Origin of the sequence: Asaia bogorensis, assembly GCF_900465345.1 — a bacterium.
In the GTDB taxonomy this organism is placed as follows: Bacteria; Pseudomonadota; Alphaproteobacteria; order Acetobacterales; family Acetobacteraceae; genus Asaia; species Asaia bogorensis_A.
On record NZ_UEGO01000036.1, the window covers coordinates 46,194 to 70,244 of the forward strand.

General features: G+C 60.4%; 25 protein-coding genes. 13 read left to right on the plus strand and 12 right to left on the minus strand.

Features of this window, described 5'->3' with window-relative positions:
- Positions 1-9: 9 nt before the first annotated feature.
- The 7 genes from ED655_RS14060 to ED655_RS14090 form a co-directional block, all read right to left on the minus strand.
- On the minus strand, positions 10-705 hold the full coding sequence (locus tag ED655_RS14060; RefSeq protein WP_122050706.1) for a gluconate 2-dehydrogenase subunit 3 family protein: 696 nt from the start codon (positions 703-705) through the stop codon (positions 10-12).
- 151 nt (positions 706-856) lie between these two features.
- The gene (locus ED655_RS14065) at positions 857-1,714 is read right to left on the minus strand and encodes a hypothetical protein (protein ID WP_240993684.1); all 858 of its coding nucleotides are present in this window, start codon (positions 1,712-1,714) and stop codon (positions 857-859) included.
- 27 nt (positions 1,715-1,741) lie between these two features.
- Positions 1,742-2,752: a hypothetical protein gene (locus tag ED655_RS14070; RefSeq protein WP_122050707.1), complete on the minus strand. Its 1,011-nt coding sequence runs from the start codon at positions 2,750-2,752 to the stop codon at positions 1,742-1,744.
- Positions 2,749-3,666, minus strand: coding sequence for an Hsp33 family molecular chaperone HslO (hslO, locus tag ED655_RS14075; RefSeq protein ID WP_122050708.1), 918 nt, complete (start codon positions 3,664-3,666; stop codon positions 2,749-2,751). The genes ED655_RS14070 and hslO overlap by 4 nt, the downstream gene beginning before the upstream one ends.
- A gap of 52 nt (positions 3,667-3,718) precedes the next feature.
- Positions 3,719-4,702 (minus strand): ornithine carbamoyltransferase, encoded by a 984-nt coding sequence (gene argF / locus ED655_RS14080; protein WP_122050709.1) that lies wholly within the window; start codon positions 4,700-4,702, stop codon positions 3,719-3,721.
- The gene (locus ED655_RS14085) at positions 4,699-5,925 is read right to left on the minus strand and encodes an aspartate aminotransferase family protein (RefSeq protein ID WP_122050710.1); all 1,227 of its coding nucleotides are present in this window, start codon (positions 5,923-5,925) and stop codon (positions 4,699-4,701) included. The genes argF and ED655_RS14085 overlap by 4 nt, the downstream gene beginning before the upstream one ends.
- A gap of 129 nt (positions 5,926-6,054) precedes the next feature.
- Positions 6,055-7,641, minus strand: coding sequence for a D-aminopeptidase (locus ED655_RS14090; protein WP_122050711.1), 1,587 nt, complete (start codon positions 7,639-7,641; stop codon positions 6,055-6,057).
- A 60-nt stretch (positions 7,642-7,701) separates the two neighbouring features.
- Here ED655_RS14090 and ED655_RS14095 point away from each other — a divergent pair, with 60 nt between their 5' ends.
- The 9 genes from ED655_RS14095 (at position 7,702) to ED655_RS14135 (ending at position 12,804) form a co-directional block, all read left to right on the plus strand.
- Entirely contained in the window at positions 7,702-8,334 is a 633-nt protein-coding gene (locus ED655_RS14095; RefSeq protein ID WP_122050712.1) for a regulatory protein RecX, read from the plus strand.
- A 26-nt stretch (positions 8,335-8,360) separates the two neighbouring features.
- Entirely contained in the window at positions 8,361-8,888 is a 528-nt protein-coding gene (locus tag ED655_RS14100; RefSeq protein WP_240993685.1) for a CHAP domain-containing protein, read from the plus strand.
- Between the two features lie 51 nt (positions 8,889-8,939).
- Positions 8,940-9,242: a twin-arginine translocase TatA/TatE family subunit gene (locus tag ED655_RS14105; RefSeq protein WP_122050714.1), complete on the plus strand. Its 303-nt coding sequence runs from the start codon at positions 8,940-8,942 to the stop codon at positions 9,240-9,242.
- A 7-nt stretch (positions 9,243-9,249) separates the two neighbouring features.
- Positions 9,250-9,867, plus strand: coding sequence for a methylthioribulose 1-phosphate dehydratase (locus ED655_RS14110; protein ID WP_122050715.1), 618 nt, complete (start codon positions 9,250-9,252; stop codon positions 9,865-9,867).
- Positions 9,864-10,421, plus strand: a complete 558-nt coding sequence (locus tag ED655_RS14115; protein ID WP_122050716.1) for a 1,2-dihydroxy-3-keto-5-methylthiopentene dioxygenase — start codon at positions 9,864-9,866, stop codon at positions 10,419-10,421. Before ED655_RS14110 ends, ED655_RS14115 begins: the two co-directional genes overlap by 4 nt.
- Positions 10,418-11,110, plus strand: a complete 693-nt coding sequence (mtnC, locus tag ED655_RS14120) for an acireductone synthase (protein ID WP_122050717.1) — start codon at positions 10,418-10,420, stop codon at positions 11,108-11,110. The genes ED655_RS14115 and mtnC overlap by 4 nt, the downstream gene beginning before the upstream one ends.
- On the plus strand, positions 11,107-12,036 hold the full coding sequence (locus ED655_RS14125; protein ID WP_122050718.1) for a bifunctional riboflavin kinase/FAD synthetase: 930 nt from the start codon (positions 11,107-11,109) through the stop codon (positions 12,034-12,036). Before mtnC ends, ED655_RS14125 begins: the two co-directional genes overlap by 4 nt.
- A 37-nt stretch (positions 12,037-12,073) precedes the next feature.
- Positions 12,074-12,469, plus strand: a complete 396-nt coding sequence (locus ED655_RS14130) for a fosfomycin resistance glutathione transferase (RefSeq protein ID WP_122050747.1) — start codon at positions 12,074-12,076, stop codon at positions 12,467-12,469.
- Positions 12,470-12,591: 122 nt separating this feature from the next.
- Positions 12,592-12,804 carry a hypothetical protein gene (locus tag ED655_RS14135; RefSeq protein ID WP_023979346.1) on the plus strand — a complete coding sequence of 71 codons (213 nt, stop codon included), beginning with the start codon at positions 12,592-12,594 and terminating at the stop codon, positions 12,802-12,804.
- Between the two features lie 44 nt (positions 12,805-12,848).
- Here the strand turns inward: ED655_RS14135 and ED655_RS14140 are convergent, their stop codons facing one another.
- The gene (locus ED655_RS14140; protein ID WP_122050719.1) at positions 12,849-13,274 is read right to left on the minus strand and encodes a hypothetical protein; all 426 of its coding nucleotides are present in this window, start codon (positions 13,272-13,274) and stop codon (positions 12,849-12,851) included.
- Positions 13,275-13,486: 212 nt separating this feature from the next.
- Between ED655_RS14140 and ileS the strand changes: the two genes are divergently transcribed.
- From ileS to mutL, 4 genes are read left to right on the plus strand one after another with little or no spacing between them, the layout of a single operon-like run.
- On the plus strand, positions 13,487-16,375 hold the full coding sequence (ileS, locus tag ED655_RS14145; RefSeq protein WP_122050720.1) for an isoleucine--tRNA ligase: 2,889 nt from the start codon (positions 13,487-13,489) through the stop codon (positions 16,373-16,375).
- Positions 16,372-16,953: a signal peptidase II gene (gene lspA, locus ED655_RS14150; protein ID WP_122050721.1), complete on the plus strand. Its 582-nt coding sequence runs from the start codon at positions 16,372-16,374 to the stop codon at positions 16,951-16,953. The genes ileS and lspA overlap by 4 nt, the downstream gene beginning before the upstream one ends.
- Positions 16,954-16,996: 43 nt before the next feature.
- Positions 16,997-17,533, plus strand: coding sequence for a DUF3035 domain-containing protein (locus tag ED655_RS14155; protein ID WP_122050722.1), 537 nt, complete (start codon positions 16,997-16,999; stop codon positions 17,531-17,533).
- A gap of 9 nt (positions 17,534-17,542) precedes the next feature.
- Positions 17,543-19,423 (plus strand): DNA mismatch repair endonuclease MutL, encoded by a 1,881-nt coding sequence (gene mutL / locus ED655_RS14160; protein ID WP_122050723.1) that lies wholly within the window; start codon positions 17,543-17,545, stop codon positions 19,421-19,423.
- A gap of 82 nt (positions 19,424-19,505) precedes the next feature.
- Here mutL and ED655_RS14165 read toward each other — a convergent pair whose 3' ends face one another.
- The 4 genes from ED655_RS14165 to ED655_RS14180 all read right to left on the minus strand — a co-directional run bounded on the left by ED655_RS14165 (position 19,506) and on the right by ED655_RS14180 (position 23,911).
- Positions 19,506-20,240 (minus strand): YfdX family protein, encoded by a 735-nt coding sequence (locus ED655_RS14165; protein WP_122050724.1) that lies wholly within the window; start codon positions 20,238-20,240, stop codon positions 19,506-19,508.
- Between the two features lie 125 nt (positions 20,241-20,365).
- Positions 20,366-21,271: an EamA family transporter gene (locus ED655_RS14170; RefSeq protein WP_122040394.1), complete on the minus strand. Its 906-nt coding sequence runs from the start codon at positions 21,269-21,271 to the stop codon at positions 20,366-20,368.
- Complete coding sequence (gene parE / locus ED655_RS14175; protein WP_122050725.1) at positions 21,271-23,289, minus strand: DNA topoisomerase IV subunit B; 2,019 nt, start codon at positions 23,287-23,289, stop codon at positions 21,271-21,273. Before parE ends, ED655_RS14170 begins: the two co-directional genes overlap by 1 nt.
- 64 nt (positions 23,290-23,353) lie before the next feature.
- The gene (locus ED655_RS14180; protein WP_231944582.1) at positions 23,354-23,911 is read right to left on the minus strand and encodes a hypothetical protein; all 558 of its coding nucleotides are present in this window, start codon (positions 23,909-23,911) and stop codon (positions 23,354-23,356) included.
- Positions 23,912-24,051: the final 140 nt, after the last annotated feature.

The window sequence follows — 24,051 nt, forward strand, 5'->3', positions numbered from 1 at the left end:
TAAACGGGGTCAGGCCTTCTGGCCGTCGATTGATACGGGGCCGAAGGGGTAGGCCGCCCCTTCCTGATTGACCCAGTCCATGAAATCGGCGCGTGAGCCGGGGAAGCCCAGCAACATCCAGCCTTGCATATGACGATTGCCACCATGGATCGGGTCGGCAAAAGCGCCTTCGAGCGTGTTGCGGCGCAGCTGCTCGAAAAACAGACGGGCATTGAAGGCGGGGAAATGGACCGCGCCACCTTCGAACGCGCTCAGAAGCTCAATCTGGATATTCTGCGTCAGGTCAGCAAAATCCTTGCCACGCTCTGCGTTCGCGTAGTGATTGGCCGCTTCGATACCCTGTCGATAGAGATCGCAAGGTGCTAGGGGAAGCTGATAGCCAAGATTGGCGGGGCCATCCTGGAATGGACCCTGCATGTACCAGAGTTCGCCGCGGCCATAGGGGGTTTGCATCTGTCTGTCGATGAATGTCGGCACGCCCAATGCGGTCGCGCCAGGGCCGAAGGCATCATTGGGGTAGATGCAATCGCAGGCGGCATCGAGAAAGCGATGTTCAGCAGGGGAGAAGAAGCGCTTGCCTTCATCTTCGCTGGCGGAGGCCGCAAAGGCTGGTACCTGAAATTCCTGTCCGGCAAGCAGAAAGAAGGCCGTCGTGCCTGCTGCGTTTTTGACGAAGCGTCGGCGTGAGGATGAATGGGCGCTCAATCTGTTCTCCTGACAGAACAACACTGCGTGATTCCCATATCCTGGGCGCAACTTCCTTCTTCGCGATTGCCGGGGGAAATGCAAGCCGCTTTCTGAAGAACCAACCGGTGAGACGGGTCAGGCGTACACCGGTTGGCCAAATAGCGCTGGCTCAGGAATGTTTGGAGGGCAGGGAGAGCGTGCCGGGCTTGGGGGATTTGACAGCAGGTGTTGCCGCAGGTGCACCTGTCGAAGAAGCGTCATCGCCCAGAGGGAAGATGGCGTCTGGCTCCTGGGGTGCAGCGGATTTGACAGATGCCGCAGGCGCTGCACTGGTGCTAGCCGGTGCAGCCACCGGCGCATTGGCGCTTGTGACCGAACTGGAGGCAGCCGGAGCAGGCAGTGCGGTGCCCGGCCCAATGTCCTGTTGCGTGATAGCTCCCGGAAGCGGGGCGCCGCTGGCGTCAACCAGCCAGTCATGCAGGGATTTCTTGATCTGGAATTCAAGTTCCACATTCATGTCCTGCATCATCTGTGTGGTCAGATCGTACAGGACCGCGCGGGATTCTGGATCCTTGTCGCCAGGATTGAGGCTGCGGGTAATATGGGCCAGGGCGTAGCCAGCGCGACCGCCTGAGGGAGCGGAAAGATCGACATGGGCTTCAAGCTCACCAAGAAGCGTTCCCCCAGGCGCGTGAAGGATGCTCGCTTTGGTGATCGTGAATGTGCCATTGCCTTCCGAACCACTCGCAATGAGGCGATCGCGCGCCATCTGCTCGAGCGCCTGCTGGGGCGGCGTGGGCGCCTTGGCGGAGATGTCGCCGGGTGTGCTGCCGGGAGGCGCAGAATCCACGACTTCGATATGCGCCACGTTGAGATGCATCTTGCTCAGGTAGCTATAGTCGAGCGGCGCGAAGCTCTGGGGCTCGCTGTCGCCGCAGGCTGTGAGCAGGGGCGAAACACTGCCCAGCAAGAGACAGACTGAACCAAAACGAAGGAAAGACTGAATGCGGGACGGGTTTCGCGACATGATCTGCTCCAGAGAGTAGGGCGGTTGTTACTTCTTTTTGATGAGAGAGCGCAGCCGTTTGATCAACTTGCCTGATGGCTGCGGGTCTTTCTTCTGCTCGGACAGCGAGGTGGCGGTTTGCGGGTTCTGATGCAGAAACGCCCAGGATTCGGAAATCATGTCGGCTGATGCGGCGTCTGGAACCGAAGGTAGCGCAACGCCGGAAGTTGTTGGGTCGGCCATCAACGATGAAGCCTTGCCCAAGCCGTAATCACGCGCCTCAAATGCCTGCGCTCCAGTGATCAGGTTTACATGATCGGGGTTACTCAGATACCAGCCTAGAATGAGTGACGGAAGCATACCCGCCATCGTTTCATCACTGACGATGATACCGGCATGCGGACAATAAAACGAAGGTGGCGCCTCAATCTGCTTTTCCCACCACGCAAGATAGAAAGCGCAGTCGAGTTCTGGATCATGAAAACGATGGATCAGCCGGTGGTCGGCGACAAACGAAATCTGGGAGCGCAGAGGTGCGCCGGAAAAAGGCGACAATACAACCAGGGTTTCCTGGCCAATACGTGTCGCAAGGAGGCGTCTCAGGTCGCGGGCTGACAAGGGCTTGCCATGAACGCGCGTGATTTCTCGCTCCTGCTCTGCGAGAGCGGTTTGTATCTGCTGCAGATTGGCCATCATGCGTACTGACCATGCAGCAGCTAGTTGGGTCGAGAGAAACAGCGGCAGTGAAGGCGCATTGGCAATGACGGAAGGTGTCGAACTCAAGGAAGTGCGGGATAAGGCATCCAACCAAGGTGAGACAGCGGCAAGAATATCATCCGGCCGTAGTCTTTGAACAACCTCTATATGAGATCCGCAATACTCACGACTTTCATTGAAATACCACACAGCTTGGCGATTGCTGAAGCTGTCTTTGAAAGTAACGCAGGTAATGTCATCGGCAAGAGGTATGACGTCCTGTGAAATCCATTGGTCATAGAGTGAGCTGATTTTCTCTCCATCGACTAGCGCGGATTGCAGGAAAACCTCAGCATCACTCATTGTGCAATCTCTGTCCGGTCGAAGCGAAACCCGACATTACAGAATTCGCAGTTCATGGTGATCTGACCCTCTTCAGCCATATGGTCGAGATCATCTTCCGGGAAAGTGGAAAGCACACTTGCCAGACGTGCGCGGTTGCACCGGCAACCGAGGCTGACCGCTCGCGGACGATCCACGATGACATCCTGTGAACCGAACAGGCGTTCGATAAGGGTGGTGGCACTCAGCCGGGGGTCGAAAAGCTCGATGGAGGTCAGCGTATTGCCCAGAACGCAAGCCGTCTCCCAGGCATCTTCATCGCTGCCGACGCCTGACGAAATTCCGCCCTCTTCAGCAATCTTTTCCAGAAGCAGGGCTCCGGCCTGCCAGCCATCCGGGGTCTTTTCGCAATAAAGGCGCATCCAGCACTGATGCTGCTCACTGGTGGCGAAGTAATGCATGGCCATGTCGGCAAGGGTTTCACCCTCAAGCGCTACAATGCCCTGATGACGCTCGGTGTGAGAACCCTGGTCGATCGTGAATGTGAAATAACCTTCGCCGAGAAGCGAGCGGGCCGATCCGGTTTCGAGCGTTTCGGGTGCCCGCAGGTAAAACCGCAATTCACCGGCGTCGGTGCAATCGGTCACCAGCATGGAGACCGGACCATCGCCCTTGATCTGCAGCGAGAATGATCCCTTGAACTTCAGACCGGCGCTCAGGCCGGCAACAAGCGAGAGCGCTTCACCGGCAAGGATGCGGCCGTCATCCGGAATATCGTGACGCATCAGCATGATGTCAGCCAGCTTGCCAAGCCGTACCAGCCGCCCACGCACCGGTCGCTTCGCCAGATGAAATGGCGTGATGCCATGCGAAATCACGAGATCAGGCACTTCATCCGGGCGTTGCGTATCAAGAAAGGCAGGTGTCTCGATCATCTGTGCTTCAACAATTACTTCATACTTAGGGTGAAACCATCACCCGGCCGGGTCAGGCCGGACTACCGAAGTTGCGCCAGTTTTCGCCCCCAAAAGCCCAGAGCAGAAGACCTTTCTGGGCATGGAGGCGGTTTTCGGCCTCGTCAAACACAACGGAGGCCGGGCTTTCAAACACGTCTTCGGTCACTTCCTCACCGATATGGGCAGGCAGGCAGTGCATGAACAGGGCCCCTTCGGGCGCTTTCTGCATCAGGGCCGTATTGACCTGGAAAGGGCGCAGGGTGTTCAGACGCACCGCCGATTCCTCATCGGACATGCTGGTCCATGTATCGGTTACGATGCAGCCCGCTTCTCTGACAGCCTCGATGGGGTCGTGAACAAGGCGGATTTTCCCCCCTTCAGCGCGCGCCCAGTCCAGAACGTCCTGACGGGGCTTCATGGATTCGGGCGTTGCAAGCGTGAGAGAGAACCCGAAGCGGACGGCGCCTTCGATCAGGGAAGCAGCCACGTTGTTGCCATCACCGATCCATGCCCAGTGCGAGCCTGCGACAGGACCGCGATGCTCTTCATAGGTCATGATATCCGCCAGGATCTGCACGGGATGTGAGTCCGGCGTCAGCCCGTTGACGACAGGGATGGAACTCCAGCGGACCAGTTCGCCCAGCATATCCGTCTCACCGGTGCGGACAACGAGAACGTCCAGAAAGCGTGAGAGAACACGCGCCGTATCGGCGAGGCTTTCGCCTCTGCCGATCTGCATGTCTGACGGCGACAGCACAGAGACATCGCCGCCCAGCTGACGCATGCCCACCTCGAAAGAGAGGCGCGTGCGTGTGGAAGGCTTGGACAGCATCAGCCCAAGCGTACGACCGGCTAGGGGGTGCGCGGGATGCATCGGAGCGCGGCGGTTATTCTGCATTGCCTTGACCGCACGACCGACATCGATGATGTCGCGCAGCGTGGCGCTGTCGAGGTCGCGCAGGTCAAGGAAGTGGCGGATCGGTGTATGAGCGCTGGCGTTCGTCTGAATGGTCATGCCTGGCTCTCCGTCCGGCTGTTCGTCTTGTTGTCTGATGTCGCGTCTTCCTGCGCTTCCAGTGCCCGGGCCGCTTGGGAGAGAATGGCGCACGCTTCGCGGCAGTCATCCTGGGTCACAACCAGCGGCGGCAGGAGCCGCAGCACATTCTCACCTGCTGTCACGGTGAGGAGGCCTTCAGCCATGACCTGAGCCTGAACCTGGGCAACAGGCATCCTGCATTTCAGACCCCACATCAGACCGCGGCCACGGGCAAGCTCAAATACGCGCGGATGATCATGCACCAGAGCCGCCAGTTCATTGCCGAGCATGGTGCCCTTTTGCGCGACCTCATCGAGGAAGCCATCGGCAAGAATGACATCCAGCACGGCGTTGCCCGCAGCACAGGCCAGCGGATTGCCGCCAAAAGTCGTGCCATGCGACCCTGCACCCATCGATGCGGCAACTTCCTCGCTGGCAAGAATGGCCCCCATGGGGAAACCACCAGCAATGCCCTTGGCCACCGAGATGACATCGGGTGTGACGCCATACCACTCATGGGCAAAGAGTTTGCCGGTGCGGCCCATGCCGGTCTGAACCTCGTCCAGCGCAAGGATGAGGCCAAATTCGTCGCAAACCTGGCGCAGCCCGGTCATGAACTGCGGATCAGCCTGCTTGATGCCTGTCTCGCCCTGGATGGGCTCGATCATGATGCCGGCTGTCTCGGGTGTGATGGCGGCACGCAGCGCATTCATGTTGTTGAAGGGGACGTGATCGAAGCCATCGACAGGGGCACCGAAACCTTCGAGATAGGCCGGGTTGCCCGTGGCGGCGATCATGGCAAGCGTGCGCCCGTGAAAGGCTCCGTTGCAGCAGATGATGCGCGTGCGCTCGGGATGACCGCGACCTGCCTGGGTCTTGCGGATCATCTTGACCATGCCTTCATTGGCTTCTGCGCCGGAATTGCAGAAGAAGACGCTGTCGGCAAAGGAGTGAGCAACCAGCCTGTCGGCCAGTTTCTCGGCCTGCGGGATGCGATACAGGTTGGACACGTGCATGACGCGTGCGGCCTGTTCGGCGATCGCCTTGACCAGCCCCTCATGACCATGCCCGAGCGACGAGACGGCAATACCCGCCCCGAAATCGAGAAATCGTCGCCCGTCAGCCGTGTACAAGCAAGCGCCCTGACCATGCTCGAAAGCAAGGTCGACTCGTTTGAATGTTGGCATCAGAGCGGAAATCATGGCGATATGAGAGCCCGGTTGGAATGGATTGGAAAGATGCAACAACAAGAGCCCCGCACCTGAGCAATCAGGGCAGGGCACGGGCTGCTGCCTTACCATGATGGGGTTAATCCCCCCGGTTCGTCAAATTCAGTCTGTCATGGCGTGATAAAACAGGTCGCGCGCCAGCCAGCACCCGACACGTATGCCGCGCAAGGCCTGAGCCGCATCCCGCTGGAAGGAGAGGGTCCAGTACCCCGGCGGCGAATGATCGAGCGCCCGCAGGCATGGGATAAGCCAGACATCATCCCCAAGCGGCAGAAGCCGCTCCATGCGCCCTTGCCCCAGCATGCCCGAGAAGGCGCCATAAAGCGCGCCGCCTGTATCGGACAGGGTCAGAATGCTGTCGAGTTCCTCACACAGATACCTCCCTGCCAGATCCTGATGCGATTGTGTCATGGCCAGACGCGACAGGATACGCTGAGTGTTTTCCTGCGGACGGTTCATAATCAGGCCGCACTCGGGATGCCTGTCATCCTGAAATGTCAGGGTGGTGCCGTCGCGACCGGCACCGCTCTGGGTCCAGTTATCCAGGCGCTCGGGCGGATAGGCATAACGAAGCGCCAGATTGTTGCCTGACCCGCCATGCTGATCTGACGATGTGATCGTGGCCGAGAGGCCGGTCTGCGCGTCAAGATAATGCCCAAGCATGGCCGGATTGCCGGGCGCCCTTGCCGGCAGGGACGGGGGGATACCAAGTGCAGCCCCTGCCAGCTCTGCCGCCGCGGAATGTGCCTCTGACATGTGGTTGAGCATGACCACAACCGACAGCCGTTCCTGTGCCAAGTGCAGCCTGTGGCTACGCCAGCCACGCAGGGCGCCTCCGTGTCCGGTCATGGCATGGCCAAACAGGCGTCCGCGCTGCAACCCGAAGCCGTAGCGGGCAGGAGTGCCATCGCCAAAGGTCACGGGCGCGCTGAGCCGGTTATAAAACCCTTGGGGATCATCGCGCTGGGCGTCGATCGCACATTCCCAGGCAATCATATCGTCCAGACTGGCCCCCAGCCCGGCATCGCCCGTCCAGAAGATGTTGTTGACCGCCTGACGATAGCCGGTGGCTTCACTGCCCTCATAGCCTTGCGTTCCGTCCGGCATGGATTGGGTATTTGCCGCAAGAAAGGCGCTTTTCATGCCATAGCGTTCGAAAATCCGTGTGCGCAGCAATTCGGCAAAGCTCCGTCCTGTGCAGGCCTCAAGCGCCTCGGAAATGAGATGGAAGTTCTGGTTGACGTAGGAGTAGCTGGTGCCGGGCCGGAAATGCAGGGATCTGGTGCCGGCAATCACCCGTCGTGCTTCTGCCAGGCCAAAAACCGATTCCGTAGGGGCGCCATGCAGCATGGCCACCGCCCAGTAATCACGCAGACCTGACTGGTTGTGAGCGAGGTGAAAAATGTCCGGCGGTGGCTCCTGCAGCAAGGGTAGGCGAGAGGCGATGACGGCATCCAGCCGGGCCTTGTCCGTTACGGCGTCGAGCAGGGCACAGGTGAACTGCTTCGTGATCGAGCACATGCGAAACAGTGTCTGCGGCGTGAATGGCGTACGGGTTTCGGCGTTGGCAAAGCCCCAGCTATGTCGCGCAATGATCTCGCCCTTCTGGATCACCGCTGCTGCCCCGCCGGGCCCCGGATAGGCAGAGGGCAGGGTCGCGAGAACACGATCGAGCAGAGAGTGAGGCATGGGGAATCTCCGGCGGGTTTTTACCATGTTGCTGCCATGAAATTATGGCACACTCCTTCCATGTCAGCGATTCCGGATCAGACTCCCCCGCCGACAGCGGAAACCCTGCGTGAGGCGGCCCTGCGTCATCTGGCGCGCTTTGCCGCGACCGAACAGGGGCTTGCGCAGGTGCTCGACCGCGCCGTGATGCGCTGGGCGCGCAAATTCGCCACCCAGGGGGGGGAGGCAGACCAGATCGACTCAGAGCGCGAGAAAAGCCGCGCCGTTATTGCTGCAATTGTCAGCGATATGCGTCGCATCGGCGCATTGGATGATGCCGCCTTTGCGCGCTCCCGTTCGCTCAGCCTGACCCGGTCCGGGCGGTCCCGCCGTGCCGTGGCGGCAAGCCTCACGCAGAAAGGGATCGGGGCCGAGACTTTGGGCGAGGCGATGGAAGAGGCTCTCGGCCATCGGCACGACGATGAGGCGAGAGAACGCGAGCTGGCAGCAGCCCTTGTTCTGGCCCGCAAGCGTCGGCTTGGCCCCTTCGCCCGGGATGAGGGTGAAATGGCCCGCAGTGACGCAGGAGAGGCTCATCAGCGGGCACTAGCGATTTTTGCCCGCGCCGGATTTGGCCGAGACGTGGCCGAACAGGCGCTGGCTCTGGATCTGACAGAAGCGGAGGATCGCGTCATGGCGCTCAAATCGTCATGAGAGACACTGGGTTGGAAAGAAAGACGTTGCGCAAGTTGGGCCCGTTTTTCGGGCGTGGGCTGGGATTTGGTCTGTGTCTGGGGCTCGCAGCCTGCGGGGGTGGTCCGCGGGAATATAGCCGCGCCAGTTTCAATGGCCCGCTTCAATGCGCGCCTTATGCACGAGCCAAGACAGGCGTGGCGCTTTATGGGGCTGCATCATCATGGTGGCGCGGTGCCTCAGGCAAATACCGGCGAACGCAGACGCCTGCGCAGGGCGAGATCCTTGTGTTTCGTTCGACCGGGCGCCTGCCGTCAGGTCATGTTTCTGTTGTGCGCAGTACGGTCTCGTCGCGCAAGATTCTCGTGGAACACGCCAACTGGGAGCCGGGCCGGATTGATCGATCCGTGCCGATCATTGATGTCTCTCCGGGGAATGACTGGTCGCTTGTGCGCGTCTACTGGGCCCCCATCAGGAACCTTGGTGCGCGTGCCTATCCTACTTACGGCTTCATCGTACCGCGTGATCTGGACGATATTGCACGCTTGCAAGTGGCGCGTGATCACGCCATGTGAGAAGCGAGAAAAAAGGCGGCTGGATGGTCCCGTCGCCCAAGGAGAGAGATTATGGGTAGCATGAGTCCCCTGCACTGGCTGATAGTGCTTGCCGTTGTGCTCATCCTGTTCGGTGGTGGCAGCAAGATCAGCGGGCTGATGGGCGACTTTGCGAAGGGCATCAAATCCTTCAAGAAGAACATGGCCGAAGACGAATCCATGGATACTCATCCGACCCAGCCCAACGGGCAGATTGCGCCCCCGCCTCATGGCAATGCCCAGGGAGCGCCGCAGGGTGTTCCCCACGGGAATTTTCAGTCACCCCAGTACACGCCTCCCGCCTCGGGCAGCAGTGTAAACAACACCAATCACTGAGCCATTCATGACCGAGGTTGCTGACCGGCTCTGGTTGGGTGCTGTGCAGGATGTGATCCAGGCCGGACGGCGGATGGACCAGCGTGGCTGGGTTCCCGCCACGGCGGGTAATCTGAGCCGACGCCTGTCTGACGGGCGCATCGCGATTACACGCTCGGGGGGGCATAAGGGCTTCCTGACCGAGCAGGATGTGATCGAGATCGACCCGCAGGGGCACCCGCTTGATGCGACGCAAAAGGCCAGTGCCGAGACATTGCTGCACACGCAGCTTTACGCCTTCGATGCTTCGGTCGGGGCTGTGCTGCATGGTCATTCTGTTGCTGCAACCGTGCTTTCCATGGAGATGCCGGGGGCGTCCCTCACTTTGGCAGGATACGAGCTGCTGAAGGTTTTCGAGGGTCAATCGACCCACGCAACGTCCATTGATGTGCCTGTTTTTGATAACGACCAGGATATCGCAAGGCTGGCAGGTGTGGTCGCGCCCTCGCTCGGAAAAATGCCTGCGGGCTATATCATCCGCGGACATGGTGTTTATGTCTGGGGACGGGACATGGCGATGGCGCTGGCCCGTCTCGAAGGGCTGGAGTTCCTGCTGGCCTGCGAACTCGAAAGGCGGAAAGCATGAGCCGACTGACGATCTATCGCGATGACGCGCCTGAGACCATTCTGCTCGATACGCAGGATGGACGTGAAATCGCTGAGACGCTGCGCCCCCTGAATGTGCGTTTCGAGCGCTGGCAGTCACCCGTGACGCCGGCGAAGGACGCGCCGCCTGAAGATATTCTGGAGGCCTATCGTCCCTATCTCGACGGGCTGATGGGTGAGACCGGCGCAGGCAGTGCCGACGTGGTGCGGTTTGACCGCCACACACCCCAGATTGCCGCCATGCGCGAGAAATATCTGTCTGAGCATACCCATAGCGAAGATGAGGTTCGTTTCTTCGTGCATGGGCAGGGGGCCTTCGTGCTCCATGTGGGCGACAAGGTCTATTCCGTGCTCTGTGTTCAGGGTGATCTGATTTCCGTCCCGGCGGGAACGCCTCACTGGTTCGATGCAGGACTGTCGCCCGACGTCGTCGCGCTGCGCGTTTTCACAGATACGACAGGCTGGGTTGCCGATTATACCGGTGACGAGATTGCCCGTCGTTTTCCCGTCACGATTCCGGATATTGCTGCATGAGCGCTATTCGTCTGGTTCTGCTCGATATCGAGGGAACAACCCTGCCGATTTCCTTCGTCAAGGATGTGCTGTTTCCGTATTCGGACAAGGTCATGCCCGATCTGCTGCGCGAAAAGGCCAGCGATCCGCTGGTCAAGGTCGCGCTGGCCGATATCGAGGCGGCCAATCCCGGATGCGACCCTGTGGCGCAGCTCCATGACTGGACGGTACGCGACGAGAAGGTGGCCCCTCTGAAGTCCCTTCAGGGCCTTGCCTGGAAAACGGGTTTCGAAAACGGTGAACTCAAGGCCCGTCTCTATCCAGACGTAGCTCCCGCCCTGAAGGCATGGCATCAGGCAGGGTTGCGCCTCGCGGTGTACTCTTCGGGCTCTGCCAGCGCGCAGCGCCTGCTCTATGGCTATTCCGACGCGGGTGATCTGACAGATCTGTTTGAGGCATTTTACGACCTCGATATCGGCGGCAAGAAGATTGCCGAAAGCTATCGCGAAATTGCGGCCCGTGCAGGCGTTGCCGCCGAAGAGATACTGTTCCTCTCCGATGTGGGGGCCGAACTCGACGCCGCTCTTGAGGCCGGGCTCAAGGTTTGCCAGCTTATTCGTGCCGAGGATGGCACCCGTCCTCATGCAGGTGTTCGTCAGGCCGATGACTTGTCGGGTGTCAGCCGACAGTTCGAGTTGCCGGTTTCATGACCCTGTACGAGAACTGGACGGCGATACCCGCGAAAGCCCGTGGTGCCGCCGTAGCTCTCGGTAATTTCGATGGTGTGCATCTCGGGCATGTCCATCTTCTCAGATCCCTCCACGGTGCGCGGCCCGATCTGGCGCTTGGGGCAGTCACATTCGAGCCGCATCCACGCGAGTATTTTCGTCCTCAGGACCCACCCCTGCGTCTCATGCTGCCCGAGACAAGAGCCTTCTTTCTGCATGAGCAGGGCGTACGCTCCATCTTCCAGCTGCCGTTCGATGCCGATTTCAGTCATCTGAGCCCGGATCAGTTTGTCGAGGATGTGCTTCACAACGCGCTGGGCGTTCAGCATGTGGCTTGCGGGCCCGATTTCGCTTTTGGCCACCGCAGGGCGGGTAATATCGACTACCTCGCGCGCAAGCTCGAAACGCTCGGTATCGGGCTGACTGTGGTTCCGCCTCTGACCGATATCAGCGGCCCTTTTTCGTCCTCTCGAATCCGGCGTCTGCTTCAGGAAGGCTATCCCGAGCGCGCCGCTGAGGAACTTGGCCGGTCATGGTTCATCCGGGGCGAGGTCGCCCATGGTGACAAACGAGGGCGCCTTCTCGGTTTTCCTACGGCCAATATTCCCCTCGGACGACATATTGAACCCGCACGTGGTGTTTATGCCGTGACAGTGCGCCATCCTGACGGAAGGATCAGCCCGGGTGTCGCGAATATTGGCCGCCGTCCGACAATCAATGACGGGCAGGAAAGTCGGCTCGAAGCGCATCTTTTCGACCTGAATGAAGATCTTTATGGTCAGACGCTTGAGGTCAGCCTGCACAAGCTTCTGCGTGATGAGCGTCGATTCAACGGCCTTGACGAACTGAAGGCGCAGATTGCCGAGGATGCTGCAAGCGCACGTCTTGTGCTTTCCGCTCTTCCTTGATTGAACACGCGAGACCCTGATTTTGTCTGACAGAAGTCTGATCAGGGGCATCAATCACGTCACGCTCTGTGTTCGCGATCTCGATCGGTCGATCCCGTTTTATCGCGATCTTCTTGGCTGCGCCCTTCGTGAGAGATGGGAAAAGGGAGCGTATCTCGAGGCTGGTTCCCTTTGGCTTTGTCTTGAGTTGCTGCCTGACTCGCAAGCCATTTCCCGGCGTGATAACTCCCATCTCGCTTTCACTGTCGAGCCCGCAGGTTCTGCCCCGATGTGTGAGAGGCTCCTCGGCAGGGTGACGCTGTGGAAGCAGAACAGAAGCGAAGGCGATTCGCTCTATTTTCTCGATCCTGATGGTCACAAGCTCGAAATCCACGTGGGATCGCTGTCGACCCGTTTGCGATCGCTACATGCCGCATCAAGCGGGGATCATTGAACGATGACCCTGACAGGAAGGGCCTGAGGAGGACTTGCCTGTTTTGTGAAGTTTTTAATGTTTTATCTCACATGACATGATGTTATAGATTACCCACGGTTAATGAGGCGTGGGAGGCTGTCATGTTCGGTGCGATGCAAATGTATCAGATGCAGGCAATGGAACAGCATATTGCCCAAAAAGAGAACCGCCGCCGTGAGAGCGTTTCACGCCTGATGCGCCTACGTGATTTCCTGCGGCAGGACCTCGCCTCACTCGGTGAGCAGATCGACACGACACTCGATGCCGTCTGTTCCGGGCCCGGCCTTCCGACGACGAGAATTCGCCGCTCGTAAGGTCGATAGATAGCCATTGGGGTTGTGATCAGTGATGCGCCTGGTCAGTTGACGATCGTGCATGAAAACGGGGTCTGGAGAACGCGATAGAATTCCTTGCCATGCAGGAAAAAAATCAGTCTTAGCGACACGTTGCCGTCCATCAGAAACTTCAGATTGGTGTTGCAGTAACGGTTGGCCGTCGCGTCATAGAGAAGCTGTTTGAGCTTGTCTCTGGAGAACGCCTGGATACAGTTGTCAGCCTCCCGGGTCAGTTCGATTTCCTCAACGAGAATCCGCCCGTCGCGACTGGCGGCCGTGATCGTTTCCATCTCATTCTCATAATTGGGTGCATTTTTGTTGAGAACGGCAACCACCCTGTCGATCTGTGCAATCGTGATTTCAGTATCGAATTTGAACTCTCCAGCACGAGACTCTGTACATGCCAGGCATGACACGATCGAAAGAGCGAGCAGGATAAGGTTCTTCATCGGATTTTTCCGTATTTTCGGTACTGGTAACATCGAATACAGAGTGATGACATGCCTCATGACAGTGAAGGCAGGGTATATCGTCGCCAGATCCATTCCTTGGCTGACCGTTATCCAGCCCCGATCATCGCCGCATTGCACCTCGGCACTTGACCCGCGAGCCTCCCTATTCGCATAACTCCCGGTTCCCTGACTCCGTCGATTGATCGAAAATGCCTGATTCCAAAAGCCAAGATCCTCAGGACCGTTATCGCGACACGGTCTTTCTGCCCCGTACCAGCTTCCCGATGCGTGGCAATCTGCCGACGCGTGAGCCGGAAATTCTGGCGCGCTGGGAGTCGATGGGGCTGGATGAGAGCATTATCGAGGCAGGCAAAGGCAAGCCGGTTTTCACCCTGCATGATGGCCCGCCCTATGCAAACGGTCACCTGCATATCGGTCACGCCCTGAACAAGATCAACAAGGATGTGATCAACCGCGCCCAGCGCATGAATGGCGCCCGCGTGCGCTACGTGCCTGGCTGGGATTGTCATGGTCTGCCGATCGAATGGCGTGTCGAGGAAGAATACCGCAAGGCAGGCAAGAACAAGGACGATGTGCCTGTTCTGCAGTTCCGCGCCGAATGTCGCGAGTACGCGCGTCGCTGGCTCGACATCCAGGCCGAGGAATTCAAGCGTCTGGGCGTGCAGGGCGAGTGGAAGAACCGCTACGCCACCATGGATTTTTCATCCGAATCTGCCATCGTGGGCGAGATCGGCAAGTTCCTGCTGAATGGCGGACTGTATCGCGGCCTGCGCCCGGTCATGTGGAGCCCGGTCGAGAAGACAGCGCTCGCTGAAGCCGAGATCGAATATCACGACATCACCTCCACCACGATCCATGTGGCCTTCCCCATCGAGGCAGATCCGACGCCCGGTCAGGCTCTTCAGGGGGCTTCTGCGGTTATCTGGACCACTACGCCCTGGACGATTCCGGCCAATCGCGCCATCGCCTATGGGCCTGAAATTGCCTATGTCGTGCTGCGTGCCGACATCATGGAAGAGAACAGCCTCGTTGCTCCCGGCTCACGTTTCCTGGTCGCCGAAGAGCGCGTAAGCGATTTCTGCAAGCAGGCCGGTATCCAGGACCATCACATTCTCTACACCCTGCCCGGCGAGGCGCTCGAGGGCACGATCTGTGCCCACCCGCTGCGTGGCTGTGGCTATGAGTTTGACGTGCCGATGCTGCCCGGCGAGTTCGTGACGACCGATGCCGGTACGGGCCTTGTGCACATGGCCCCGGCTCATGGTCAGGACGATTTCCTGCTGACACGCCAGTACGGCATTGAAGTGCCCGAACTGGTGCAGGATGACGGTACCTATGCGCCGTGGGTTCCACATTTTGCCGGTATCCATGTGTTCAAGGCGGCTGACCCGGTCTGCAATGCCCTGACCGAGGCGGCGCAGCGCTGGGCTGCCAATGGCGATGCCGCTGCGGGCCTCGTGGCCCGGTCGAGCATCGTGCACTCCTATCCGCATTCATGGCGCTCGCGTAAGCCGATCATTTTCCGCGCCACCCCACAGTGGTTCATTCGTATGGATGGTGATCAGGCCCTGCGTCGCAAGGCGCTGGATGCGCTGGCAGATGTCACCTTCGTGCCGGAGGCCGCACGCAACCGCCTCACCTCCATGATCGAGCAGCGTCCTGACTGGTGCATCAGTCGCCAGCGTGCCTGGGGCGTGCCGATTGCCGTTTTTGTTGAAAAGAGCACGGGCGAGGTGCTGCGCGATCCCGCAGTCATGCAGCGTATCGTGGATGCCATGGCCGAGCACGGTGCCGATATCTGGTACAGCGCTGACCCCGCCACCTTCCTGGGTGAGGGACGTGACCCCGCGCAATACGAACAGGTGTTCGACATCGTCGATGTCTGGTTTGAAAGCGGCTCGACCCATAGCTTCGTGCTGGGTCAGGACGGTCTGAACTTCCCAGCCGATCTCTACCTTGAGGGCTCCGATCAGCATCGCGGCTGGTTCCAGTCCTCGCTGCTCGAGAGCGTCGGCACACGTGGCGTGGCCCCCATGAAGGCCATCGTCACCAACGGCTTCGTGCTCGATGAGCAGGGCCGCAAGATGTCGAAGTCGCTGGGCAATGTGATTGCCCCCAAGGAAGTGACCGACAAGCTGGGCGCGGATATCCTTCGTCTTTGGGTTGTCAATTCCGACAGCAACGAAGACCTGCGTATCGGTAACGAGATCCTCAAGCAGCAGGGTGAGCTTTATCGTCGGCTGCGTAACACGCTGCGCTGGCTGCTGGGCGCGCTGGACGGGTTTACCCCTGAAGAGGCGGTACCTTTCGAGCAGCTTCCCGAGCTGGAGCGCTATATCCTGCATCGCCTGAGCGATCTGGGTGGTCTTCTCAAGCAGGCGGTCCAGACCCATCAATGGGTGGGCGTGTATCCGATGCTGCACGGGTTCTGCACGACCGATCTTTCGGCTTTCTATTTCGATGTGCGCAAGGATGCGCTCTATTGCGATGCGCCGTCCTCACTGCGTCGTCGTGCTGCCCGCACCGTGCTCGATATCCTGCATCGCGCCCTTGCCACCTGGCTTGCGCCGGTTCTGGTTTTCACGGCTGAAGAAGCCTGGACATCGCGCTTTGGCGAAGAGAGTTCGGTGCATCTGCAGGCATTCCTGGAGCCCGATCCCGCATGGCATGATGTGGCACTTGGCGAGCGCTGGAACCAGATTCGTGCGCTGCGCCGTGTCATCACGACCGAGCTTGAGGGTGCGCGTCGGGGTGGTGTGATCGGCTCGTCTCTCGAAGCCCGTCTCAGCCTGCCCCTGACCGAGCAGGAACAGGCCGTGTTCGGCGACGTCGACTGGGCCGAACTCGCCATTGTCTCGCAGGCCGATATCCAGCTCCTGACCAATGTGCCGTCGCTCTATATCGATGACAGCGCCACCACCGAGCACGAGGGCGTTGTCAGCGCTCATCCGGGGCCGGGTGTGGGCGAGGCAGAGGGCAGCAAGTGCCTGCGTTGCTGGCGTGTGCTGCCCGAAGTCGGGAGCCAGACGGCCCATCCGGGTCTTTGCCTGCGTTGTAGCGATGTGGTGACAGCGTGAAATCAGCCAAAGTCACGCTCTCGTTCGGCCGACCGGCAACCTTGCTGGCCGGTCTGGCAGCGTTCATCATCGTGCTTTGCGCCGATCAGGGCAGCAAATGGTGGATCCTGAACGTCTTTGACCTTCCCGCAAAAGGGAGCGTGGTCATTGCGCCGGGGCTGAATTTCACGATGGTGTGGAACCACGCCGTGACGTTTGGGATGCTCGGCGGTGTCGGCCGTTACGGGCCGTTGCTGTTTTGCACAGTGGCCCTCGTCGCCGTGTTGGCCCTGCTATGGCAGACATTGCGTACGTCGCGCATGGTCGTGGCCATCGCCTCGGCTGCCATTGCCGGCGGCGCGGTCGGGAATGTCATCGACCGTATGCGCTTTGGCGCTGTGGTCGATTTCATTCATGTCCATGCCTATGGCTGGAGCTGGTATGTTTTCAACGTTGCCGATTCGGCCATTGATTGTGGTGTGGTTGCCTGGGTGATCGACTCCATTCTGGCAGATCGTCGCCAATCAGCTTCCAGCGGAAAGCCCTCACCTGTTTCGGGTAGCGCCTCCGATCACGGTTCGGTACATCGCGAGCATTGATCTCTTGTCGATGCCGAAACGCTCATTTAGGATCGGGTCCGATATGGCTCAGCTCTCCCTTCCGTCCGTCCTCCGCGTCCTGCCGGTTCTCGGCCTGACAGCGCTCCTTCCGGCCTGCTCCGGCTCTGACGTCTCGCGCGCGTTCGGTCTCGAACGCTCGATGCCGGATGAGTATACGGTCACGACCCGTGCGCCCCTCTCGATGCCGCCGTCAGAGCAGCTGAGCCTGCCAGGACAGGGTGACCATACGGCGGAGGAAAACCCCCGTATCCAGGCGCTTGAAACGCTCTCGCCCAATGCGGCTCTGCACCCCACTTCCGGCAGCAACAGCGCCGGTCAGCAGGCTCTGCTCGGTCAGGTCGATCAGGCATCGAAGGCCCCCAACAATGCCGAGCTCGGCGCTGCCGGTGCGGGTCTGACCGATGAACTCATGTTCTGGCGTGGTGGCAATGCAGGCAGCGTTGTCGATAGCGAGGCAGAAAACCGTCGCATCCAGCGTGCTTCTGCCCTGGGTCAGAACCCCTCCACCGGTGCCACGCCTACCAAGAAGTCGAAGAGCGCATTCCTCGGCGTCTTCTGATGCCTGGTCATGACGCCGTCTGAGCGCCCCCAGCTTCAGCCCAAATTACGCCGCCTTTCCAGCCATGTGATCGATCTGATCGCGGCAGGCGAGGTGGTGGAGCGCCCGGCTGCTGCCCTGAAGGAGCTGGTCGAGAATGCGCTCGATGCCGGCGCAACCCGTATCGAGGTGGCTCTGGCCAGCGGCGGATGCGACCGCATCGAGGTTCTCGATAACGGTTGTGGCATGTCGCCCGATGACATGCTCATGGCTGTCGAGCGACACTGCACCTCCAAATTATCCGATGAGACACTGACCCGTATCGTCACGCTGGGCTTTCGTGGTGAGGCCTTGCCCTCCATAGGTGCCACAGCCAGACTGAGCCTGACCTCACGGCCGCATGATGCCGATACCGCGTGGCAATTGCGCCTTGAGGGAGGCGTCCTGACCCCCCCATCTCCCGCACCCGGTGCGCCGGGAACTCGCGTGGTGGTGGCCGATCTGTTCTTTGCCACGCCCGCACGACGCAAGTTCCTCAAATCTGCCCGCGTGGAGGGCAGCCATGCCGAGTCCGTGATGCGCCGACTGGCACTGTCTGCCCCGCATTGTGCCATGCGTTTCACTCTGGATGAGCGTCTGGTTTTCGACTTCCCCGCCCATTCGACCATCGCCCGCGTTCAGGCGGTTCTGGGTGAAAGCGACTCCCTGATCGCACTGGATGAGGAGCGCAATGGCCTGCATCTGAGCGGTTTCATCTGTGGGCCTGCGGCCACGCGGGCCACGGCAGCCGCCCAGTTTCTGGTCGTGAATAACCGCCCCGTTGCTGATCCGCTGATGAAGACGGCCATACGTGTCGCCTATCGTCCTGTCATCGAACCGGGACGTCATCCTGTTCTGGCGCTCCACCTGCAACTGCCTCATGACCGCGTCGATGTGAACGTGCACCCGTCCAAGACCGAACTGCGTTTTGCCGATGAGGCCGATGTGCGCGGTCTGATGATCGGTGCCATGCAACGCGCTCTGGGGCACGGTGCGGGTGAGGGCGGCGTGAGGATACGTTTTGCCGCCCCGTCGCGTCAGGCCATCCACTATCCACCGCCCGACCCAGTGCGCCTGACTCCAGGTTTTCTGGCAAGCCATGCCGCGCTCACCGGGAATGGCGCTCCCACGGCAACGGAGTCTGTCAGCCCGTATGGTGGCTTTCAAGAGCCGGACAGTCCTCGCGATGACCGCTCACCTGTCGCGTCGCTGGCTGCATTCGAGCCGTCATCCCGCCCGCTGGTTCAACCAGATGCCGCTCAAATGGCGCGCTTTCCGCTCGGCGCGCCGGTCGCACAGGTTTTTGATACCTATATCCTCGCTGTTGGTCAGGATGGTGATCTGATCCTTGTCGATCAGCACGCCGCCCATGAACGTCTGACTCATGAGAAATTGCTGGCTCAGTACACGAGTGGGTCGCTCAAGGCGCAGCGCCTCCTGCTTCCCGAGGTCATCGACCTGCCGCCCGGTCAGGCGGGCCGACTTATGGAGTGGAAAGGGGCGCTCGAGGCGCTGGGACTGGAGATCGAATCCTTCGGGGGAGGCAGCGTGCTGCTGCGCACCATGCCCGTACTGCTTCAGGGCGGTGACGGGAGCGCCCTGCTGCGCGATCTTTCCGAAGAACTGGCGGCAGACCCCGACCTGACGCCGGGTGACAGCGCAGCCCTGGAGCGTCGTATCGATGCTGTGATTGCCCGCATGGCGTGCCACGGCAGTATCCGTGCCGGAAGACGGCTACAGCAGGACGAGATGGCGGCGCTTCTGCGACAGATGGAGCAGACGCCGCGCGCCAGCACGTGCTCGCATGGTCGGCCAACATGGTTACGCCTTGGACGGGACGAGCTGGAAAAGCTATTCGGCCGGATACGCTAAACCGACTCCTGTTCTCCCCAAACCCAACCCTGCACGCCCTGCCGTTGCGGGGTGCACAGGGCCAGAGGGGAGGGGCAGGGGATCAGGAGGGGCTATGAGCCATCTTGTGACGCTTGGCGGCAGACGGATGCGTGACTGCTACGACATCACCGGAAACGAACAGGATTGAGTCGACTGCGTTCTGCAGCGCATCGGCAGCCGATTTCGTATCACCGCCATCCATGAATACCGAAGCGCGGTGCACGTCGCCCGAGATCATTTCCAGCGGTGCCAGAGCCACAACATACTGTACGCTCGTGCCGACAACCTGAAGATCCTGATTGACCAGCTTGGTGTCCCCCGCCTTGAGATGCTGGTTCGCACTGGCAAGAGCGGTCTGCTGCGCCGGAGCCAGCGTATCGGTCACGGCATATTCGCCGCCCACGGGCAGCCAGTGCAGGGGCACGCCGTTGGCGGCAACGCGCTTGGGCATGCCGTGGCTCGGGACAGGTTGCATGGCATCTTCGGCCTTGATGAAGGCCTTGCTATCCTTGGCGGCCTTTTCCAGGCGGGCCTCGGCATCGTTGATCAGGCTTTGTGCCTGCCCGTTCTGGTTGTTTGTCAAGGCCTGCTGCGCCAGAAGGATATTGGCAAATGCCTTCTGCCCGTCCTTGGACAGACGGCCAAAGTCACGGGTGGCGTTCACCTGGTCTGCCTTCATCATGGCAACGCTGCGAGCAGAGCTATCATCACCGGGGGCGGCGGCAGAAGCCGGCGTAACAGCAAACCCGGCAGACAGTGCAACAATGGCAGCGCCCGCACTCATCAGTCGACGCATCAGTAATCTCCTCAATACATATCCCGCAAATCGGGATTTCGAGGATCAGAACGATGTCTCGACCGGCTTGTTGCATGACAAGGCCGTTAACACGACGCCATTATCACCCGGCTGTTCGTGTTTCTTCAGGTGGGGGGAACGGTTTCACCATCCGGAGGGGGCTTGCGCGAGGTCAGAACATTGCCTGCCGAAGCCCCCGCAATGCACAGCACCCCCATCCATCGCGCCACGGAGAGTGACTCACCCAGCAGCAGGAGGCCGGAAATGGAACCCAGTACGGGCTCCAGGCTGAGGAGAATACCCAGATCGCGCGGCCCAAGGCGCCGCATGGCCATCATGTCGAGAATATATGGCACAGCGGAGGAGAGAACCGCCACACCCACGGCCTGCATCCCCTGATGCGGATGCGTGATGGCAGGAGAGATGGCCGGTATCAGCCAGGGCAGCAGCAGGATGCCCGCTGTGGTCATTCCCAGTGTCGTGGCCTGTGCCGCAGGCATGACACGTCCGATACGTGTTCCTGTCAGGATATAGACGACCCAGCCAACGGCGCTGGTGAGCGCTGCGATCACGCCAATCGGGTCCAGATGGCCTTCCACATGGTCGGGGCGCAGCAGCAGATAGAGGCCACCCAGAACCATACCCGCCCACAGCAGATCGAGCAGGCGACGTGAGCCGATAAGCGCAAGCGAAAGCGGTCCCATGAACTCGAAGGCAACGACGAGACCAAGCGGCAGTCGCACCAGAGCAATATAGAACGCGAAATTCATGACAGCCATCGAGGCGCCATAAGGCAGCAGCAGCTTCCACATGCCCGGCTTGAGCACGGACGGGCCGGGTCGCATGACGGTGAGCAGAATGACGGCGGCCAGACAGACGCGTAGCCCCACCATACCTTCCGCACCGAAGAGCGGAAACAGACTCTTGGCGAGCGCCGCGCCAACCTGAAAGGAGGAAATTCCACCAATCAGAAGGGCAAGGCCACCGAGTTTGTCGAGACGGGTTGAAGTGGGGTGATCGAAAGCAGCCATCAGACGTCGAGCAATTCCGCCGTGCGGGCGTGCTCCTGAATGAAGCGAAAGCGCAGCTCAGGCTTGCGTCCCATGAGGCTTTCCACGCGATCGCTCGTGAGTGCCCTGTCCTCAGGCGGGGTGACAACCCGCAGCAGCGTGCGCTTTGCCGGGTCCATGGTTGTCTGCTTCAGATCCTTCACGGGCATTTCGCCAAGCCCCTTGAATCGCGAGATCTCGACCTTCGCGCCTTGTTTGAAGTCGCGCTTGAGGCGGCGCACGCGGTCATCATCATCCATCGCATAGATGGTCTTGGCCCCATGCGTCAGGCGATAGAGCGGCGGCTGGGCGAGGTAGAGATGGCCCTTGCGCACCAGATCGGGCATTTCGCGGTAGAAGAAGGTCATGAGCAGAGACGCGATATGTGCCCCATCCACGTCAGCATCGGTCATGATGATCACGCGTCCATAGCGCAGTCGGGCGACATCGAAGCTGGAGCCCGATCCACAGCCAAGCGCCTCGACCAGATCGCGTAGTTCCTGATTGGCCTTGAGCTTGTCCGCCGTAGCCGAGGCTACATTGAGAATCTTGCCACGCAGCGGCAGCACCGCCTGCGTTTCACGATCGCGGGCCTGACGGGCTGAACCACCAGCCGAGTCGCCCTCGACTAGAAAGATTTCGGTGTCGGCGGCGTTTTCGCGCGTGCAGTCTGTCAGCTTGCCGGGCAGGCGCAGGCGACGCGTGGCGCTCTTGCGCGGCGTGTCCTTGGTTTCGCGTCGGCGCAGACGCTCCTCGGCGCGCTCGATGATGAAAGCCAGAAGGTTATCCGCCTGAGCCGGGTTGCCGCCCAGCCAGTGATCGAGCCGGTCGCGCAAGGCGCCCTCAACGAGGCGGCTGGCCTCCTGCGTTGTCAGCTTTTCCTTGGTCTGGCCCTGAAAATGCGGGTCGCGAATAAAGACCGAGAGCTTGACCGCCAGCGCACCGAGCGCATCTTCCGCCGTTACTGCCGCCGCACGCTTCATGTTGCGGCTCTCACCCCAGGCGCGCAGCCCCTTGACGAGGGCCGATCTGAAACCAGCCTCATGCGTACCGCCCTGAGGGGTTGGAATGGTATTGCAATAGGAGGTCATGCTCGACGCTCCCTGCTCCAGAAATGCCACGGCCCATTCCAGCTTGCCCCCGGTCCGACCATCAGCGGCCTGGGGCAACTCTGCCTCGCCCGCCCAGACCGGTGCCAGCAGGGCGGGGCTGGCACCCAGCTCTGCATTCAGGCTGTCTGCCAGGCCATTGGGAAAGTGAATGATCGCCTCGGCCGGTATCTCGTCCCCTGCCTTTAGCAGCGAGGGATCGACACTCCACCGGATCGTGACGCCGCGGAATAGCGCCGCCTTGGAGCAGCAAAGGCGATAGAGCCGCAGCGGGGAGAAGCTGAGCCCACCGAAAATCTCGGGATCGGGCGAGAAGCGTATGGTGGTCCCCCGGCGGTTGGGCGCATTGCCAACCTGCTGCAGGGGCGTCACCGGCTTGCCGCGGGCGTAATCCTGACGCCATAGCAGCTTTTCGCGAGCAACCTCGACTTCGAGCCGGTCCGAGAGGGCATTGACCACCGATGAGCCAACGCCGTGCAGACCGCCTGACGTGTCATAGGCCTTGCCCGAAAACTTGCCGCCAGCATGGAGCGTGGTGAAAATCACCTCCAGGGCTGAGCGGTCGCGAAATTTGGGATGGGGATCGACCGGGATGCCACGACCATTGTCGCGCACCATCAACAAACGGGGGCCCTCGAGGGCGAGGTCGATGACGCTGGCATGGCCTGCCACGGCCTCATCCATCGCATTGTCGAGAATTTCAGACGCGAGATGATGATAGGCTGTATCGTCGGTCCCGCCGATATACATGCCCGGGCGCCGTCTGACCGGTTCGAGCCCTTCAAGGACTTCAATCTGGTCAGCGCCATAATTATCCGGCACGGGGGCCTGCGCGGCCTTTCTAGGCCGACGCACGGGCTTTTCATCGCTCTTGAAGAGGTCGTCGTTCATATTGCGTTCTTGACGGCCTCGCCGGGGCGTCGTCAAGCGCCCCGTGCAGGAAGAGGATCAGATTTTAGGCGCGTGTCTTGCGATGGGTGCGCCGTGTGGTCGTGCTGCGGCTATGGGAGACAGCTTCGGGGGCCGAGCAGGTTTCGAACGAGGCTGGCTGAACCACGTCCTTCGCATCGGCGTAATGCGCAAGATCGGCACCATCATCGAGGGCATCGACCTCATCGAACATCGCAACACGTTGCTGACAGAAGATCGTACCTGCCTTGAGGCCGCCTTCCGACTGCACATTGGCAAGCTGCGTGATGTAGTCGTCATGCGCCTTCATGGCGTTACGGCCATAGGCTGACTTGAAATAGGTGTTGAGGCGTTCTTCCTCGGCAGCCAGCTTGGGGCGGAACTTCGCTACAAACGCGTTGTAACGGTCCTGCGCGCTGCACGAGAGCGCCGTGACCATCAACTCGCTCTTGAGACCCTGCACATTGAAGGCTTCATGGGCGGGTGATTCGCTGCACCCGGCGGCGTAAGCGGCACCGGAGGCGAAAAAGCTGCCAGCGACAAAGGCGCAGGCGGTGAGACGCGCAAACGGGCGCAGGAGACGTTGCCGGGCTGAAAACGACATCAAGGGACTCCACAAGGGAATAAACTGGAAAACCGGAAATGCTCCGGGCTGGGCAGGCGGGCGGTGCACCGGATCACGGGGTGCATGAGAACATGGAACTTTAGTCGATTATGTCGCAGCAATTGCGGCGAGAAAATGCC